The organism is Planococcus sp. TJ-301 (assembly GCF_058268475.1).
Map to the genome: position 1 here is coordinate 1 of NZ_JBZDOH010000008.1, position 16,413 is coordinate 16,413.

The 16,413-nt window shown below is 47.9% G+C and carries 16 protein-coding genes, 1 tRNA gene, 1 other RNA gene and 1 other annotated feature; of the genes, 15 read left to right on the plus strand and 3 right to left on the minus strand.

The genetic code is table 11. The features are described from left to right. Window positions 1-213: 213 nt before the first annotated feature. From AC4EHJ_RS16885 to AC4EHJ_RS16895, 3 genes are all read left to right on the plus strand, one after another. Complete coding sequence (locus AC4EHJ_RS16885; protein ID WP_490976740.1) at window positions 214-690, plus strand: glutathione peroxidase; 477 nt, start codon at window positions 214-216, stop codon at window positions 688-690. Window positions 691-794: 104 nt separating this feature from the next. Further along, window positions 795-2,258 (plus strand): IMP dehydrogenase, encoded by a 1,464-nt coding sequence (guaB, locus tag AC4EHJ_RS16890; RefSeq protein WP_490976741.1) that lies wholly within the window; start codon window positions 795-797, stop codon window positions 2,256-2,258. 136 nt (window positions 2,259-2,394) lie between these two features. Beyond that, window positions 2,395-3,735 (plus strand): serine hydrolase, encoded by a 1,341-nt coding sequence (locus AC4EHJ_RS16895; protein ID WP_490976742.1) that lies wholly within the window; start codon window positions 2,395-2,397, stop codon window positions 3,733-3,735. A 35-nt stretch (window positions 3,736-3,770) separates the two neighbouring features. Here AC4EHJ_RS16895 and pdxR read toward each other — a convergent pair whose 3' ends face one another. Further along, window positions 3,771-5,168, minus strand: coding sequence for a MocR-like pyridoxine biosynthesis transcription factor PdxR (pdxR, locus tag AC4EHJ_RS16900; protein WP_490976743.1), 1,398 nt, complete (start codon window positions 5,166-5,168; stop codon window positions 3,771-3,773). A 105-nt stretch (window positions 5,169-5,273) separates the two neighbouring features. On the opposite strand from pdxR, the gene pdxS reads away from it, so the two are divergent. From pdxS to AC4EHJ_RS16920, 4 genes are all read left to right on the plus strand, one after another. Beyond that, entirely contained in the window at window positions 5,274-6,158 is an 885-nt protein-coding gene (gene pdxS / locus AC4EHJ_RS16905) for a pyridoxal 5'-phosphate synthase lyase subunit PdxS (protein ID WP_490976744.1), read from the plus strand. 2 nt (window positions 6,159-6,160) lie between these two features. Beyond that, window positions 6,161-6,751: a pyridoxal 5'-phosphate synthase glutaminase subunit PdxT gene (gene pdxT, locus AC4EHJ_RS16910; protein WP_490976745.1), complete on the plus strand. Its 591-nt coding sequence runs from the start codon at window positions 6,161-6,163 to the stop codon at window positions 6,749-6,751. 32 nt (window positions 6,752-6,783) lie between these two features. Beyond that, window positions 6,784-6,992, plus strand: a binding site (T-box leader). 80 nt (window positions 6,993-7,072) lie between these two features. Continuing rightward, entirely contained in the window at window positions 7,073-8,350 is a 1,278-nt protein-coding gene (gene serS / locus AC4EHJ_RS16915) for a serine--tRNA ligase (RefSeq protein WP_490976746.1), read from the plus strand. A 95-nt stretch (window positions 8,351-8,445) separates the two neighbouring features. Continuing rightward, window positions 8,446-9,312, plus strand: a complete 867-nt coding sequence (locus AC4EHJ_RS16920; RefSeq protein ID WP_490976747.1) for an alpha/beta fold hydrolase — start codon at window positions 8,446-8,448, stop codon at window positions 9,310-9,312. Here AC4EHJ_RS16920 and tadA read toward each other — a convergent pair. Beyond that, entirely contained in the window at window positions 9,307-9,795 is a 489-nt protein-coding gene (gene tadA / locus AC4EHJ_RS16925; RefSeq protein WP_490976748.1) for a tRNA adenosine(34) deaminase TadA, read from the minus strand. The two genes, AC4EHJ_RS16920 and tadA, sit on opposite strands and share 6 nt — an antisense overlap. Before the next feature lie 122 nt (window positions 9,796-9,917). Here tadA and AC4EHJ_RS16930 point away from each other — a divergent pair, with 122 nt between their 5' ends. The 3 genes from AC4EHJ_RS16930 (at window position 9,918) to AC4EHJ_RS16940 (ending at window position 12,179) form a co-directional block, all read left to right on the plus strand. Beyond that, window positions 9,918-10,781, plus strand: coding sequence for a YitT family protein (locus AC4EHJ_RS16930; RefSeq protein ID WP_490976749.1), 864 nt, complete (start codon window positions 9,918-9,920; stop codon window positions 10,779-10,781). 94 nt (window positions 10,782-10,875) lie between these two features. After that, window positions 10,876-11,514 carry a deoxynucleoside kinase gene (locus tag AC4EHJ_RS16935; protein WP_490976750.1) on the plus strand — a complete coding sequence of 213 codons (639 nt, stop codon included), beginning with the start codon at window positions 10,876-10,878 and terminating at the stop codon, window positions 11,512-11,514. Beyond that, complete coding sequence (locus tag AC4EHJ_RS16940; protein WP_490976751.1) at window positions 11,511-12,179, plus strand: deoxynucleoside kinase; 669 nt, start codon at window positions 11,511-11,513, stop codon at window positions 12,177-12,179. Before AC4EHJ_RS16935 ends, AC4EHJ_RS16940 begins: the two co-directional genes overlap by 4 nt. 232 nt (window positions 12,180-12,411) lie before the next feature. On the opposite strand, the gene AC4EHJ_RS16945 is transcribed toward AC4EHJ_RS16940, so the two are convergent. Next, window positions 12,412-12,504, minus strand: a tRNA-Ser gene (locus tag AC4EHJ_RS16945). 215 nt (window positions 12,505-12,719) lie between these two features. Between AC4EHJ_RS16945 and ffs the strand changes: the two genes are divergently transcribed. The 5 genes from ffs (at window position 12,720) to AC4EHJ_RS16970 (ending at window position 16,100) form a co-directional block, all read left to right on the plus strand. Further along, an RNA gene (ffs, locus tag AC4EHJ_RS16950) (signal recognition particle sRNA large type) lies at window positions 12,720-12,985 on the plus strand. A 165-nt stretch (window positions 12,986-13,150) separates the two neighbouring features. Then, window positions 13,151-14,908, plus strand: a complete 1,758-nt coding sequence (gene dnaX, locus AC4EHJ_RS16955) for a DNA polymerase III subunit gamma/tau (RefSeq protein WP_490976752.1) — start codon at window positions 13,151-13,153, stop codon at window positions 14,906-14,908. 34 nt (window positions 14,909-14,942) lie between these two features. Next, on the plus strand, window positions 14,943-15,263 hold the full coding sequence (locus AC4EHJ_RS16960; RefSeq protein ID WP_135505525.1) for a YbaB/EbfC family nucleoid-associated protein: 321 nt from the start codon (window positions 14,943-14,945) through the stop codon (window positions 15,261-15,263). A gap of 12 nt (window positions 15,264-15,275) precedes the next feature. Beyond that, on the plus strand, window positions 15,276-15,872 hold the full coding sequence (gene recR / locus AC4EHJ_RS16965) for a recombination mediator RecR (RefSeq protein ID WP_490976753.1): 597 nt from the start codon (window positions 15,276-15,278) through the stop codon (window positions 15,870-15,872). A 15-nt stretch (window positions 15,873-15,887) separates the two neighbouring features. After that, window positions 15,888-16,100, plus strand: a complete 213-nt coding sequence (locus AC4EHJ_RS16970; protein WP_490976754.1) for a YaaL family protein — start codon at window positions 15,888-15,890, stop codon at window positions 16,098-16,100. The last annotated feature ends 313 nt before the right edge of the window (window positions 16,101-16,413 follow it).

Sequence of the window (16,413 nt, forward strand, 5' to 3'; positions counted from 1 at the left end):
TAAGCTCTTTTGCGCCGATGGTAGTTGGGGGTTTCCCCCTGTGAGAGTAGGACGTCGCTGGTCTAGAGAAAGAAAACCGTTGCCTTAACCGGCAGCGGTTTTTTTGTGCGTCCGGATATGATCCAGAAATAGGAATCTCCTAAAATCATATTTCTTGTATCTCCGCTGTCCGCGTTATAACCTTAAGGAAAATCAAAAAGGATGGGGTAAGTTATGGCTTCAATCTATGACTATGAAGTGAAAAAAGCGAATGGGGAAAAAGAATCACTCGCCAAATACAGAGGCAATCCTTTGATAATTGTCAACACTGCCAGCAAATGTGGCTTTACACCCCAATTCGAAGATTTAGAAAAGCTCTACGAAGATTATAAAAACCAGGGGCTCGAAATTCTCGGATTTCCAAGTGGCCAGTTCAATGATCAGGAATTCCATAACCAAGATGAGATCATGGAGTTTTGCAAGACCAATTACGGTGTAACTTTTCCGATGTACGCAAAAATAGACGTAAAAGGAGAGACAGCAGATCCTTTGTTTAAATATCTTGTGTCTGAGCAGAAAGGGATGCTGACGGAAGGAATCAAGTGGAATTTCACCAAGTTCTTAATAGATCGAAAAGGCAATGTCGTGAAAAGGTACGCGCCTCAAACCCCTCCAGCAAAAATGGAAGAAGATGTGAAAAAGTTGTTCTGATAAGTTTTCGGAATACTTTTTCTTCTTCCTGTTTTCTTGACACTGCATAGCACCGCTGATAACCTTACAATAATATTCAAAAGGAAGCAGGAGGAGCCTCTATTATGTGGGAATCAAAATTTGTAAAAGAAGGTCTAACGTTTGATGATGTGTTGCTTGTACCAGCCCAGTCGGAAGTATTGCCTAAGGATGTAGATTTGTCAGTGGAATTGACATCGACAATCAAATTGAACATTCCTATTATCAGCGCCGGAATGGATACTGTCACAGAAGCGAAGATGGCTATTGCGATGGCACGCCAAGGCGGCCTGGGCATCGTTCATAAAAACATGAGCATTGAAGAGCAAGCTGAGCAAGTGACAACGGTGAAACGCTCAGAGAACGGCGTTATCACGGATCCGTTTTTCTTGACTCCCGATCATCAAGTCTACGATGCAGAGCATCTAATGGGCAAATACCGCATTTCAGGGGTTCCTGTCGTCAACAATATGGAAGAACAGAAGCTTGTCGGAATCATCACGAACCGGGATCTCCGCTTTATCCAGGATTACTCATTGAAAATCAATGACGTGATGACAAAGGAGAAGTTGGTAACCGCTGCAGTAGGGACGACTTTAGAAGACGCTGAGAAGATTTTGCAGCAATACAAAATTGAAAAATTGCCGATCGTCGACAATGAAGGCATCTTAAAAGGTCTCATTACCATCAAAGACATTGAAAAAGTCATTGAATTTCCGAACGGCGCGAAAGATGCGCATGGCCGGCTGCTTGTCGGTGCGGCAGTCGGAGTGACTTCTGATACGATGAAGCGCGTTGAGCATTTGGTAAAGGCCCATGTTGATGTCATCGTTCTGGATACGGCGCATGGACATTCTCAAGGCGTCATGAACATGGTGTCTCAAATCCGTGCTGCTTATCCCGAACTAGTCATTATTGCCGGGAACGTTGCTACTGCGGAAGGCACAAAAGCTTTGATCGAAGCGGGCGCGGACGTTGTTAAAGTCGGTATCGGACCCGGTTCGATTTGTACAACGCGTGTTGTTGCAGGAGTCGGGGTGCCACAGATTACCGCAGTATATGATTGTGCAACAGAAGCCCGTAAGCATGGCAAAACGATCATTGCTGACGGCGGCATCAAGTACTCGGGCGATATCATCAAAGCCTTGGCAGCTGGTGGCCACGTCGTCATGCTGGGAAGCTTGCTTGCTGGTACAACGGAAAGCCCTGGAGATACTGAAATTTTCCAAGGCCGACGTTTCAAGACTTATCGCGGCATGGGTTCGATTGCATCGATGGAAAAAGGTTCGAAAGACCGTTATTTCCAGGACGAAGCCAAAAAATTGGTTCCGGAAGGCATTGAAGGACGCTTGCCATACAAAGGTCCTTTGTCTGACACCATTCATCAATTAATCGGCGGCATCCGTGCCGGCATGGGGTATTGCGGCACGAAGGATCTTGTAACATTGCGTGAAGAAGCGCAATTTATCCGTATGACCGGAGCCGGGCTGCGCGAAAGCCACCCGCATGATGTGCAAATTACAAAAGAATCTCCAAACTATTCAATTTAACCAACATTGTACCTTTTGGCACCCTAATTCGTCATTAATTTGACGGAAAGGGTGCTTTTTACATGTTTTTCTTTAGAGACCTGTATAATATGATAGAATAGCATGTGGAAACTTATAGATGGAGGTATTTATACACGTGAAAAATGTTTTACAAACAACTATGTTGCTGACTGTAATGGCTGTACTCTTACTGACTATTATTGTTCCGCAGAAAACAGAAGCGGCGGATTCATTGAATATAATGGCAGATGCTGCAATTTTAGTAGATGCTGACTCTGGAAAAATATTGTACGCACAAAATGCGGATGCGCCCCTTGGCATTGCCAGCATGACAAAAATGATGAGTGAATACCTTTTGTTTGAAGCGATAGAAGAGGGATCTGTAACATGGGACCAGGAATACCTGGTAACGGATTATACATATAAGGTTTCGCAGGATATGACTTTGAGCAATGTGCCATTGCGCGCTGAAGAAAAGTACACAATCAAGGAATTATACGAAGCGATGGCTATCTACTCGGCAAATGCAGCAACAATTGCAATCGCTGAAACAATTGCCGGCACAGAAGCGGAATTCGTCCGTTTAATGAATGAAAAAGCGAAAGAATTCGGTTTGGACGATGCGAAATTCGTCAATTCAACCGGTTTGAATAATGGCCATTTGATGGGCATGCATCCTGAAGGGACAGGAGCAACTGACGAAAATGTCATGTCAGCTAATTCTGTCGCGAAATTGGCGAAAATCCTTTTGGATAAATATCCGGAAGTATTGGAAACGACAAAAATTCCGAACAAAGTATTCCGTGAAGGTACAGAAGATGCAACAAATATGCTGAACTGGAACTCAATGCTTCCTGGCATGCCTTATGCATACGAAGGCGTGGACGGTTTGAAAACGGGTACTACTGATTTTGCCGGACACAGCTTCACAGGAACAGCTAAGCGGGGCGATACACGCCTCATCGCAGTCGTGATGAAAGCCGTTGACAACGAAGGAGCTGGTTCTTATAAAGCTCGATTCGATGCGACGCGTGCGTTATTCGATTTCGGTTTTTCTCAGTTTACAACAGCTGAAATCATTCCTAGCGGCTATCAGTTTAAAGGAAATGAAACATTGCCGGTTACAAAAGGCAAAGAAGATGAAGTTAACATCGCAGTAAAAGAGCCAGTGACAATGATTGTCCGGACAAGTGAAAAAGATGATTACACACCTGAATTGGTGCTGGATGAAGCTTTGATGCAAGATGGCAAAATTGAAGCAGCGATCGACAAAGACAAAGTGGTCGGCACTGTGAAGCTAGCGAAGAAAGATGGCACGGATTACGGTTTCCTAGACGAGAAATCGGATGCAATCCAAGTCGTTACCACTGAAAAAGTGGAACGCGCCAACTGGTTCTCGCTGTCAATGCAGGCTGTCGGCGGTTTCTTCGGAACGCTATGGACTGGTGCACTTGATTTTGTAAAAGGGTTATTCTAATAAAAAGCGGGCCATCGCAATGATGGTCCGCTTTTTCATGCAATTTTCCAGCATTCCATAAGCTTCGCAATGCCTTCAGTGATCTCCGTTTCCGATAATCCGCCGAAACCAAGGACAATTTGAGGCGGCACAGCAGTCGTTGCGCGGACATCGTAGGAAGACAAGCCAAAAACGCGTATTTTTGATCGTTTGGCCAGTTCTACAAGTTCATTTTCCGTTAACAGGGTCTGGACAGTCAGCACAATGTGCATGCCGGCTTGTTCACCTGAAATTTTGACTGCTGGTGAGAATTCCTGCAAAGCGGATGTCAGATGCTCTAATTTCTTCTTGTACAGCTTGCGCATGCGGTTCAAATGACGCGAGAAATGCCCATGTTCCATGAATTCAGCTACCAGCTGTTGGTCAATCCGCGGAACGGATGACGAATAATGGAGAAAGGTCTGCTGATAGGCGCGCAATAAGCTTTTTGGCAGCACCATATACGCGATGCGTAAAGACGGCATGAGCGATTTAGAAAACGTGCTGAGATAGATGACGCGGCCGCTGCGATCCATGCTTTGCAGCGCTGGAATCGGCCGGCTCGTATAGCGGAATTCGCTGTCGTAATCGTCTTCGATGATAAAGCGCTGCGGCGCTGCTGCAGCCCAATTGAGGAGTTGAGCGCGTTTGGTGGCGCTCAGCACGGCACCAGTCGGGAACTGATGCGACGGCGTAACATAGGCGATGTCGACCTTCTGCGATTCCAGTTCTGCGACACTGATGCCATCCTCTTCTACGGTAATCGGCACCGCTTTCCGGTCATAATGGTCGAAAATGCTGTGCGTCAGCGCATATCCGGGATTTTCAAAGCCGAATAAAAATTGTTTATCCAGCAAACGGATGAGCAAAGGCATCAGCTGTTCAGTACCGGAGCCGATGATGATCTGGTCGATGTCGCATAGCACGCCGCGTGAAGCGAATAGATAGCGGGAGATTTCCCGGCGCAGCGATTCATCTCCTTGCGGATGGCCGGACAACAGCAAACCGTGGTTCATTTCATCAAGCACTTCCTTAGCGATTTTCCGCCATGTTGAAAAAGGGAAAGACTGTGTATCGATTTTCGCAGGATTGAAGTCGAATTCGTATTCCACCGGTGCATCAGCTGCCTGCGGTTCGTCCTGCTGCACGTCCAGATAAGCCAATTCTTCTACAGGCAACGCATAAAACCCTTTCCGTGCACGCGACTCGATAAAGCCTTCTGCAACCAACTGGCTATAAGACAATTCAACAGTGGTCTGGCTGATATCAAGAAATTCGGCGAGCTTGCGCTTGCTTGGCAATTTAGCGCCGATGGAAATTTTGCCCGAAATGATGGCCTGCTTGATTTCGCTGTAAAGCTGCTTGTATAAAGGCGTTGAATCGGTGCGTTGAAGTTGAAACATGAGCATATCCATCGTTATCCATCTCTCCTGACCCTGTTTAATATAGTGGAACTGAATCTTTTTATGTGGTCACTTTCCATTATACTAAACTTATTAACCGATAGGAGGAATTTCAATATGAATCAACACGGTACAGATCGCGTAAAAAGGGGCATGGCTGAAATGCAAAAAGGCGGAGTCATCATGGATGTGGTGAATGGCGAACAAGCGCGCATTGCGGAAGCTGCTGGGGCTACGGCAGTGATGGCATTGGAGCGCGTCCCGTCGGATATCCGCAGAGACGGAGGTGTGGCGCGGATGGCGGACCCGCGCATCACTGAAGAAGTCATGAAGGCGGTATCGATTCCGGTGATGGCGAAAGCACGGATCGGGCATATTGTCGAAGCACGGGTGCTCGAAGCGATGGGCGTCGATTATATCGACGAAAGCGAAGTGCTGACACCGGCTGACGAGGAATTCCACTTATTGAAAGCCAATTATACGGTACCGTTCGTTTGCGGCTGCCGCAATTTAGGCGAAGCAGCGCGGCGCATCGGTGAAGGGGCCTCAATGCTGCGCACAAAAGGCGAGCCCGGGACCGGCAATATTGTCGAAGCAGTGCGCCATTTGCGCCAAGTCAACGCTGAAGTGCTGAGAGTGGTTCATATGAGCGAAGATGAGCTGATGACCGAAGCCCGCAATCTAGGCGCTTCATACGAATTTCTCCGTGAAGTGAAAAGCCTTGGCCGCCTGCCGGTCGTCAATTTTGCAGCCGGCGGGATTGCAACGCCTGCAGATGCGGCATTGATGATGGAGCTTGGCGCTGATGGGGTGTTCGTGGGATCGGGCATTTTCAAATCGGGGAATCCTGAAAGGTTCGCGCGCGCGATTGTTGAGGCGACAACCCATTATCAGGATTACCGCTTGATCGCGGAGCTTTCGAAAGATCTGGGCATTGCTATGAAAGGCATCGAAATTTCAACGATTGCCGCAGGAGAGCGCATGCAGGAGCGGGGCTGGTAATCATGCGAATCGGAGTTCTTGCGCTGCAGGGAGCGGTCCGTGAGCATATTGTTTCCATTGAAAAATGCGGTGCGGAAGCGGTTTCTGTCAAATGGCCGAGAGAGCTGGAAGGTTTGGATGCCTTGATTTTGCCGGGCGGCGAAAGCACGACGATGCGCCGCCTGATTGACCGCTATGGATTGATGGAGCCTTTGCGCGAATTCGCGGTCAGTGGAAAACCGATGTTCGGCACTTGCGCCGGCCTGATTCTGCTTGCAGGTGAAGTGGTGGGCGCAAGCGAGCCGCATCTCGGTGTCATGGACGTCGTCGTGGAACGCAATTCGTTCGGCCGTCAAATAGACAGCTTTGAAGCGGATTTGGCGATTGCGGGTTTTGACAGCCCGTTCAATGCGGTGTTTATCCGTGCCCCGCATATCGTAAGCGCCGGTCCGGCCGCCGAAGTGCTATGCGAACATAACGGCAAAATCGTCATGGCGCGCAGCGGCCAATTCCTTGGCTGTTCTTTCCATCCGGAATTGACGGAGGACCACCGCATTACGGAATACTTTATTGGCATGGTGCGCGAGGCTGCTAAGGCTCCCTTGCCAAATTAATGAATATATAGTAAAGTATGATTAATTTAAAAGAAGAAACGTTGATGGGGATCAGTAAAGCGTGTGTTTTTCCAAAGAGAGCCGGTGGTTGGTGCGAACCGGTGAAAAATGCGTTTGAATCCACCCCGGAGTTGCATGGCGAAAAAAGCCATTGCCGGTTTTAATGCCGTTATGTGATGAAGAGGATCGGCTTTTTTGCCGGTCAATCAGGGTGGCAACGCGGGTAGCTCTCGTCCCTTTACCAAGGGATGAGGGCTATTTTTGTTGTCTTTTTTCCGTCAGCGAAATGAATTAGAGAATGAATTAGAGGAGGAATACTTTATGTTGGACATTCGATTTGTACGAGCCAATTTTGAAGAAGTGAAAACGAAACTTGCAAAACGCGGGGAGGATATTTCCGTATTGGACGATTTTGAAGGCCTGGACCTGAAGCGCCGGGAATTGATTGCTCAAACGGAGAAATTGAAGGCGGAACGCAACGAAGCAACCCAGAACATTGCTTTGATGAAGCGCAACAAGGAAAATACGGATGAAGCGATTGCGAAGATGCGCCAAGTCGGCGAAGAAATCAAAGCGATTGACGACGAATTGCGCGACGTCGAAGAGCGCTTGAATTTTATCATGATGCGCGTACCGAACATCCCGCATGACAGCGTGCCGGTCGGCGATTCTGAAGATGACAATGTAGAGATCCGGACATGGGGCGATAAGCCGGAATTCACTTTCGAAGTAAAACCGCATTGGGACCTCGGAACCGATTTGAACATCATCGATTTTGAACGCGCCGCCAAAGTGACCGGCAGCCGCTTCGTCTTTTACCGTGGCCTTGGCGCACGCCTGGAGCGTGCGTTGATCAATTTCATGATGGACTTGCACCAGGAAGAGCACGGTTATGAAGAAATGCTTCCGCCTTACATGGTCAACCGCGAAAGCTTGACTGGCACTGGCCAGCTGCCGAAATTTGAGGAAGATGCTTTCTTGATCGAGAAAGAAGGCTATTTCCTGATCCCGACATCAGAAGTGCCGGTGACGAACTTCTACCGCGATGAAATCCTGGCTGCCGATATGCTGCCGCAGGCGTTTGCTTCATACAGCGCGAATTTCCGCTCTGAAGCAGGTTCTGCAGGCCGCGATACGCGCGGTTTGATCCGCCAGCATCAATTCAATAAAGTCGAGCTGGTACGCTTTGTAAAGCCGGAAGATTCTTATGACGAGCTGGAAAAATTGACGGGACATGCGGAGAAAGTGCTGCAGCTTTTGGGCTTGCCATACCGCGTCCTGAAAATGTGCACCGCTGATCTGGGCTTTACCGCTGCGAAGAAATACGATATCGAAGTATGGATCCCAAGCCAGGAAACCTACCGCGAAATTTCTTCTTGCAGCAATTTCGAGGATTTCCAGGCGCGCCGCGCGAACATCAAGTTCCGCCGCGAAGCAACTGGCAAGCCGGAATTCGTCCATACATTAAATGGCAGCGGACTAGCTGTCGGCCGTACGGTCGCTGCGCTTCTTGAAAACTGCCAGCAGGAAGACGGCACGATTGCAATTCCCGAAGTATTGCGTCCTTATATGGGCGGCAAAGACCTGATCACGCGTTAAAAGAAACAGCTTGGAAGCACGATGCTTCCAAGCTGTTTTTTATTTTTTGCAAAATGGGTAAAGAAGGAGACGGACTTCGGAAAGGAAGTGGCAGAATGGAACATTTATCGATCCATACAAATGGCATTACCTTGCATACAGTAGCAGCTGGGCCTGAAGACGGTCCGCTTGTCGTGCTGCTTCACGGCTTCCCAGAATATTGGGGGGCGTGGAAGAGCCAGATTAGCCCGCTTGTGGAGCAAGGCTACCGGGTCATGGTGCCTGACCAGCGCGGCTATAATTTAAGCGATAAGCCTGAAGATATCGGCCAGTATACGCTGGATTTGCTGCGGGACGACATAGTGGGCTTAATCGAGCAATCCGGCAGGGACAGCGCCATCATCATCGGCCATGATTGGGGAGGTGCTGTAGCTTGGCATATGGCAGCGACAAAGCCACAATTTGTTAAGAAGCTGATAGCGGTAAATGTTCCGCATCCAAAAGCGATGCCGCGCGTATTGGCAAAAAATCCACTGCAATGGGCGAAAAGCTCCTATATGGCTTTTTTCCAGCTGCCAGATTTGCCAGAAAAGGTATTGGCGGCAGATTATTTCAAAACAATGGCGAATAGCCTTGTCTCGACCAGCAGGCCTGGCACATTTTCAGAACAAGACATAGAAGCGTACAAAGAAGCGTGGGACCAGCCAGGCGCTTTGACAGCCATGCTGAATTGGTACCGGGCGATACGCCAAGGCAGCATGCTGCTGCCGCCGGACCATAAAATAACGGTGCCTGTGCGCATCGTCTGGGGAGTGGGGGACCAGTTCCTGTCAACAATGCTTGCGAAGGAAAGCCTGGATTTTTGTAAGGATGGCGAATTGGTGTTTATCGGAGAAGCGACTCATTGGGTCCATCACGAGCAGCCGTATATCTTGAACCTGCTGATTGGGCGGTTTTTAAAAGAAGAAAAAGCAGCTTTATAACAGCCGCTTTTTCTTCTTTTTGTTTTCCCGAATCGCGCGGAAAAATTGTGTCAGCAAGCCGCCGCATTCGTCGGCAAGCACATTTTCAGTAACTTCGCATTGATGGTTAAAACGCTCGTCGTTCAATAGCCTGTAAAGAGAATCGACGCAGCCGGCTTTGGAATCGCGGGCACCATAGATGACGCGGGGAATGCGCGACTGCAGAATCGCGCCGGCACACATCGGGCAAGGCTCTAACGTTACGTAAAGGTGCGTTTCTTCCAAACGCCAGTTCTTTAGCTTCTGGCAGGCTTCCTGTATAGCCAAAAGCTCAGCGTGGGTGACGGCATTTTGGGTGGTTTCCCGCAGATTGTGCGCACGCGCAATCACTTCGCCGCGGTGGACAATAACAGCACCAATCGGCACTTCGCCTTTGGCCGCCGCTTTTTCGGCTTCTTCAATTGCCATTTGCATATAATAATGGTCTTGCTCCATGCCATTCATGATTCATCGCTCCTTAAAGGAAAGTGTAGCATCCCAAATAGGAATATTATAGTCCGGCACAGACAAAACACCAAATAAGGCGTAAAATTAACGGATACGATCTATAACCAAGGAGCGATTGGATGGTCAAAGAACATAAAAAAGAGACATTGGGGCATTTGATTCGGCGTTTATTCTTTATTTTAATCGGAGCCACGATGGCCGCTGTTTCTATAGAGCTGTTCCTCGTGCCGAATTCCATCATTGATGGCGGCATTATCGGTATTTCGTTGATCCTGGATTATTTGACGCCGGTGCCATTCGGCATCTTGCTGGTGTTCATCAACTTGCCGTTTCTGTTTTTCGGTTACAAGCATATCGGAAAAAGTTTCTTCATCTCTTCTATTTTCGCAATTGTGGCTTTGGCAATCATTGAATTTCCTTTGCATCCGATTCCGGGATTTATCGATGATCCTTTGCTTGCGACCGTTTTCGGCGGGATGCTGCTCGGTGCGGGCGTCGGCCTCGTCATCCGCAACGGCGGCGCGCTGGACGGCACTGAAATCCTCGGCATCCTGTTGACGCGCAAGCTGCCATTTTCCGTCGGTGAATTTGTCATGTTCGCCAACGTCTTCATTTTCACCTGGGCCGGTTTTGTGCTGGGCTGGGAACAGGCGATGTATTCGATTTTGACTTATTACATCGCATCAAAAACGATTGACACGGTAATTCAGGGGCTCGATGATACAAAATCCGTTATCATCGTCTCTGATGAATACGAAGAACTCGGTGAAGCCATCAACTCACGGCTTGGCCGCAGCGTCACGAAGCTGCACGGCAAAGGCGGTTTTAAAGAATCACCGAAAGATGTCATTTACGTGGTGGTGACTCGCCTGGAACTTACGAAGCTCAAGCAAATCGTCACAGACATTGACCCGAAAGCGTTCTTGACAATCATGGCAACACAGGAAGTCCACGGAGGCACATTCAAAGCACCAATCCATTGATGGATTGGTGCTTTTTTCTGCTATTTTTAACAGGAGGTCTATGGTAAAATGAAAAACATTGCAAGACACTTGAACAGAAAGAGGGGAACTTCCCATGCCGGTGCCATTTATCACCGTTGAAGGTCCGATTGGCGTTGGCAAAACGTCATTGACAAAAGCGATTGCTGACCAAAATCAATTTCAGATGCTGAAAGAAATTGTTGACGAGAACCCGTTTCTTAATAAATTCTACGAAGACATAGAAGAATGGAGTTTCCAGACGGAGATGTTCTTCTTGTGCAACCGTTACAAACAAATGTCCGATATCCAAAAGAAGTTCATCTCGAAACGCGAATCCGTTGTTGCGGATTACCATATATTCAAAAACTTGATTTTCGCGAAGCGCACACTTGCGGAAGCGGAATATGCGAAATATGAGTCGATCTATGACATATTGACCGCAGATATGCCAAAGCCCAATATGGTCGTTTACTTGCACGCCAGCCTCGACACGCTGATGGCGCGCATCAAGATGCGCGGACGCGAGTTTGAACAGATGATCACCCCGGAATACATGGAACAGCTTGCTGCGGATTACCATGAATACATGGAGCGCTTTGAGCGCGAGCATCCGGAAATCCCTGTATTGCGCGTCAATGGAGATGAAATGGATTTTGTCCAGAATGGCGCTGACCTTGCGCTTATTTTAAGCAAAGTGGACGAAACCTTACAAAAAAGGAGCTTATCAGTATGAATTTACGTGAAAAATACGATATCCCATCCGATGCAGTCATCACGATTGCCGGTACTGTGGGAGTCGGCAAATCAACTATGACGAAAGCGCTGGCGGATGCCTTGCAATTCCGCACGTCATTTGAAAAAGTGGACACGAACCCTTATTTGGATTTGTTTTACGATGATTTTGAAAAATGGAGTTTCCATTTGCAGATCTACTTCCTGGCTGAGCGCTTTAAAGAACAAAAGCGTATGTTTGAATACGGCGGCGGTTTTATCCAGGACCGTTCGATTTATGAAGATACAGGCATTTTCGCTAAAATGCATCAGGAAAAAGGCACAATGAACGATGTCGACTATGAAACATATACCAACCTTTTTGAAGCGATGGTCATGACGCCTTATTTCCCGCATCCCGATTTGCTGATTTACCTGGAAGGTTCGCTTGACGACATTCTGGGGCGCATCCAGGAACGCGGTCGTGCGATGGAGCAGCAGACGCCTGTTGACTATTGGGTGGAAATGCACGAGCGCTACGAAACATGGATCAATAACTTCAACGGCTGCCCAGTGCTGCGCTTGAATATAAGCGATTACGACCTTGTGAAAGATCCGGATTGCGCGGAGCGTCTTGTTGAACGTATCGGCAGCTTTATCCAGCAGACCTCTGTTTTAAAAAGATAATAAAAAGCCCGGACACTGCGTCCGGGCTTTTATATTTCCCGGGAAATAATAGTAGGAATGGAACTCTTTTAAGCTTTCATTTCGTTTTCCCCATAAGAAAAAGAAGGCAGCCCTCGGGCTGCCTTCTTGAATGATTATGTATCAAAATGTTCAGACATATAAGCTTTAAGAAAAATTCGTTACTTTCGTAACGAATCCAATCTCGAATTTATATGCGCGTAAATTCAAAAAATGGAGGAGGAAGAGGGATTCGAACCCCCGCGGGATTTGACTCCCCTGTCGGTTTTCAAGACCGATCCCTTCAGCCAAACTTGGGTATTCCTCCGTGTAAGACAAGAATTAATTTACCATGAACCGAATATTGCTGTCAACAGTTTCGGATATTTTTTTTGAGCTCCCTATAAAAAGGGGTTTCTACAGCATGGGCGCCGCCATTCTTCACCGGGTGTGATGCGCTCGTTATCGTTTGGCGGTAATCATTTGAGGCGATTGGAGTTTAACGATTGATTTTTGAAAGGATGTTTCGTATACTAGTTAATGCCGTGCTAGGTGGGAAGATAGCGGTGTCCTGTAACCTGCAATCCGCTTTAGCAGGACTGAATTCCTTTCCTAGGCTGTTTATATGCAGGGTCTGCCTCTCGCACGTAGTGTTGACGTTTGGGTCCTGCGCAATGGAAACCCATGAACCATGTCAGGTCCGGAAGGAAGCAGCATTAAGTGGAACTTTTCATGTGCCGCGGGGTTGCCTAGATCGAGCCAACGACTAGGGTAACGCTTGTGTACAGCAGTCGAAGAAAGGTGCGCGGCATTAACTTTCAAACCCAATCCTGTCCGCAATTATGCGGGCAGGATTTTTGCTGTCTTTTTCAAGAACAGCGAGCTTTTCCTGCGACGGATTCGTTCAGGAAGAGCCCCGATTTATGGTATAATGGAGAGACACAATACAGCTTTTACAAAAGGAGAGAAAAACGTTGGCGTATCAAGCTTTTTACCGTGTGTACAGGCCGCAGTCCTTTTCTGAAATGTCAGGCCAGTCGCATATTAAACAAACCCTTCAAAATGCTCTCCTTTACAATAAGACGACGCATGCTTATTTGTTTTCAGGACCGCGGGGTACTGGGAAGACGAGTGCAGCCAAGATTTTCGCAAAAGCGCTCAATTGTGAAATGGCTCCGGTAGCGGAACCATGCAATGAATGTGCATCGTGCAAAAGCATCACTGAGGGCTCGAACACCGACGTCATCGAGTTCGATGCCGCTTCAAACTCCAGAGTGGAGGAAATGCGGGAGATCATTGAGAAAGTGCGTTTTTCCCCTGCAAATTCCCGCTTTAAAATCTACATTATCGATGAAGTCCACATGCTTTCCAACAGTGCATTTAATGCTTTGTTGAAAACATTGGAGGAGCCGCCTGAACATGTGGTATTCATCTTAGCGACGACAGAACCCCATAAATTGCCACTGACAATCATTTCCCGCTGCCAGCGCTTTGATTTCAAACGTTTGACGCAGGCGGATATTGTCGAGCGGATGGTGGAAGTGCTGAGCGATGCGGGCATTCCTTATAATGAACATGTGCTGAAAATAATTGCGCAGGCAGCTGCGGGCGGCATGCGCGATGCGCTGAGCCTGCTTGACCAAGTCGTGTCGTTCAGCGGAGACGAGATGACGGTTGAAGACGCCTTGCTTGTCACCGGTTCGATCAGCCAGGATATGTTTTATGATATTGCCGAAGCGCTATTGGCGAAAGACGTCGGCCAATCGTTGACGCTTTTGGAGCAATTGGTGCGCGATGGCAAAGATCCGGTTCGCCTTGTTGAGGACTTCATCACGTTCTTCCGGGACTTGCTATTGATCCAGACAGCGCCGGATCTGCACGATATGCTCGAACTTGCTGCGCACGAACCACGCTTCGAGGAGCTTGCGAAGCAATTTGATGCAGCTGTGCTGTATTCGTGGATTGACGTCCTGACGAAAACGCAGCAGGAAATGCGCTTTTCGAACCATACAAAGATTTACTTGGAAACGGCGCTTTTGAAAATGGTCCAGGCCGATGCACCGGTAGCCGCTGCTTCGGCTGGAGCTTCGCCGGAACTTGAAGCGAAGGTCAACCAGCTCGAACAAATGATTATCCAGCTTCAGCAACAGCTGAAAAACGGAGTTTCCGCGCCAGCGGCAGCCGCCGCAGCCGCCGCAGCCGCCGCAGGAAGCTCGGAAGCGAAGCGGCGTCCCCGTTCGCAGAGCGGTTATAAAATTCCGGTCGCCCGAATTCAAGATGTGCTGAAGAATGCAACAAAACCGGATATCCAGGCACTCAAGACGAATTGGGCGACTGTAATGGGCCAGTTGCAGAAATCACATGCCGCGCTGCTCAATGAAGCTGAACCTGTAGCGGCGTCAGCAGATGCTTTTGTGTTAAAATTCAAGTATGATATTCATTGTCAGATGGCAGCGGATAATCAGACATTTGCCGTCGCTTTTAGCCAACTTTTAGAGCAGTATACCGGCAAAGCTTATGTACCTGTCTTCGTTCCTGACGAAAGCTGGCTGAAAATCCGTGAAGAGTTTATTAAAAGCACCGGATTGAAAGCGGGAGCGGAAGACAAGCGGGCGGAATCTGAAGAAGAGCATCCATTCTCTGCAGAAGGCGAAGTGGCGGAGCAAGATCCGTTTATTGCGGAAGCGGAGCGCTTATTCGGCAAAGATTTCGTCGAAGTCCACGAAGATTAAAATGGATTAACCCAAATTTGAGGAGGAAACAATTATGCGCGGTGGAGGAAATATGCAAGGCATGATGAAACAAATGCAGAAAATGCAAAAAGAAATGGCGGTTGCCCAAGAAGAGCTAGGAACGTTGACTTTCGACGGATCAGCTGGCGGCGGAATGGTCAAAGTGACAGTTTCCGGCCATAAAGAAGTAAAAGATGTTGTATTGGATCCATCAGTTGTCGATCCGGAAGATGTTGAAATGCTTCAAGATTTATTGATTGTTGCCACAAACGAAGCGTTTAAAAAAGCGGATGAACATGCGAATTCCACAATGGGGAAATTCACTAAGGGCTTAAACATTCCTGGCATGTTCTAGGAGGTAAACAAAATGCATTACCCTGAACCTATTTCTAAATTGATGGAGAGTTTTATGAAGCTGCCAGGAATCGGGCCAAAGACAGCGGCCCGGCTGGCATTTTTTGTGCTCGGCATGAAAGAAGACACCGTTCTTGATTTCGCCAAAGCGCTTGTTGATGCAAAACGGAATTTGAGCTTTTGTTCAGTTTGCGGCCATATTACGGATGTCGACCCTTGCCACATCTGTCAGGATCAACAGCGCGACCGTACGACGATTTGCGTTGTTCAAGATCCGAAAGATGTGATTGCAATGGAGAAGATGCGTGATTACACCGGTTTGTATCATGTCTTGCAAGGGGCGATATCGCCGATGGACGGCATTGGACCGGAAGACATTAACGTACCGTCATTGTTGAAGCGTCTTCAGGATGAGGAAGTCAAAGAATTGATTTTGGCTACGAACCCTACTATAGAGGGAGAAGCGACGGCGATGTATATTTCGCGCCTTGTTAAACCCTCTGGCATTAGAACCACTCGCATCGCCCACGGTTTGCCTGTCGGCGGAGATTTGGAATACGCCGATGAAGTGACCTTATCTAAAGCGATGGAAGGCCGGCGCGAATTATAAAGAGGAGATAGGCGAGTGTTTTTTAAAAGAGGGAAATTGAAAAGAGAATTTGATGAGCAATTGATTCGGCAGTTTTTGGATACCAAGCAAGATTTGGTGAAAGCTCAGACGCTCCAGGCGCTGGCGGCGGATTATGACCAGCGGTCGGAAGCGGAATGCAAGATCTGCGAATGCAAGAACCTTTATCTTTTGAAAGAAGCACGGTTTCGCAACGTCAGCATGAAATGAAAGGCGGCCGCTTTTAAAGCGCCGCCTTTTACAATGTTTACGGCATGCATATATAGAAGAAACCCGAATATGATATTGAAATAATAATTAAATTGAACTTTATTGAATTAAAGTGTTGACTCTCTTAGTAACATGCTTTAATATAATAGGAGTCGCCAAAAGAAACGCAATCATGAAATAACAACTGGCGCACAAACATGAACCTTGAAAACTGAACAGCAAAACGTCAACGAAAGACGTCACGAGCGCTTTGGCGCGCGAACGGCTTTTGCGAGGGTTGCCGCAAGGCAATCGGAGCAAAGCTTTTCAACCC

Bases quoted from the DNA above. Each gene is read 5' to 3' on its own strand.
- serS (WP_490976746.1), top strand. From the start codon at position 7,073: ATGTTGGACATTCGATTTGTACGAGCCAATTTTGAAGAAGTGAAAACG.
- guaB (WP_490976741.1), top strand. From the start codon at position 795: ATGTGGGAATCAAAATTTGTAAAAGAAGGTCTAACGTTTGATGATGTG.
- AC4EHJ_RS16885 (WP_490976740.1), top strand. From the start codon at position 214: ATGGCTTCAATCTATGACTATGAAGTGAAAAAAGCGAATGGGGAAAAA.
- tadA (WP_490976748.1), bottom strand. From the start codon at position 9,795: ATGAATGGCATGGAGCAAGACCATTATTATATGCAAATGGCAATTGAA.
- AC4EHJ_RS16960 (WP_135505525.1), top strand. From the start codon at position 14,943: ATGCGCGGTGGAGGAAATATGCAAGGCATGATGAAACAAATGCAGAAA.
- AC4EHJ_RS16920 (WP_490976747.1), top strand. From the start codon at position 8,446: ATGGAACATTTATCGATCCATACAAATGGCATTACCTTGCATACAGTA.
- AC4EHJ_RS16935 (WP_490976750.1), top strand. From the start codon at position 10,876: ATGCCGGTGCCATTTATCACCGTTGAAGGTCCGATTGGCGTTGGCAAA.
- pdxT (WP_490976745.1), top strand. From the start codon at position 6,161: ATGCGAATCGGAGTTCTTGCGCTGCAGGGAGCGGTCCGTGAGCATATT.
- pdxS (WP_490976744.1), top strand. From the start codon at position 5,274: ATGAATCAACACGGTACAGATCGCGTAAAAAGGGGCATGGCTGAAATG.
- AC4EHJ_RS16930 (WP_490976749.1), top strand. From the start codon at position 9,918: ATGGTCAAAGAACATAAAAAAGAGACATTGGGGCATTTGATTCGGCGT.
- AC4EHJ_RS16940 (WP_490976751.1), top strand. From the start codon at position 11,511: ATGAATTTACGTGAAAAATACGATATCCCATCCGATGCAGTCATCACG.
- pdxR (WP_490976743.1), bottom strand. From the start codon at position 5,168: ATGGATATGCTCATGTTTCAACTTCAACGCACCGATTCAACGCCTTTA.
- recR (WP_490976753.1), top strand. From the start codon at position 15,276: ATGCATTACCCTGAACCTATTTCTAAATTGATGGAGAGTTTTATGAAG.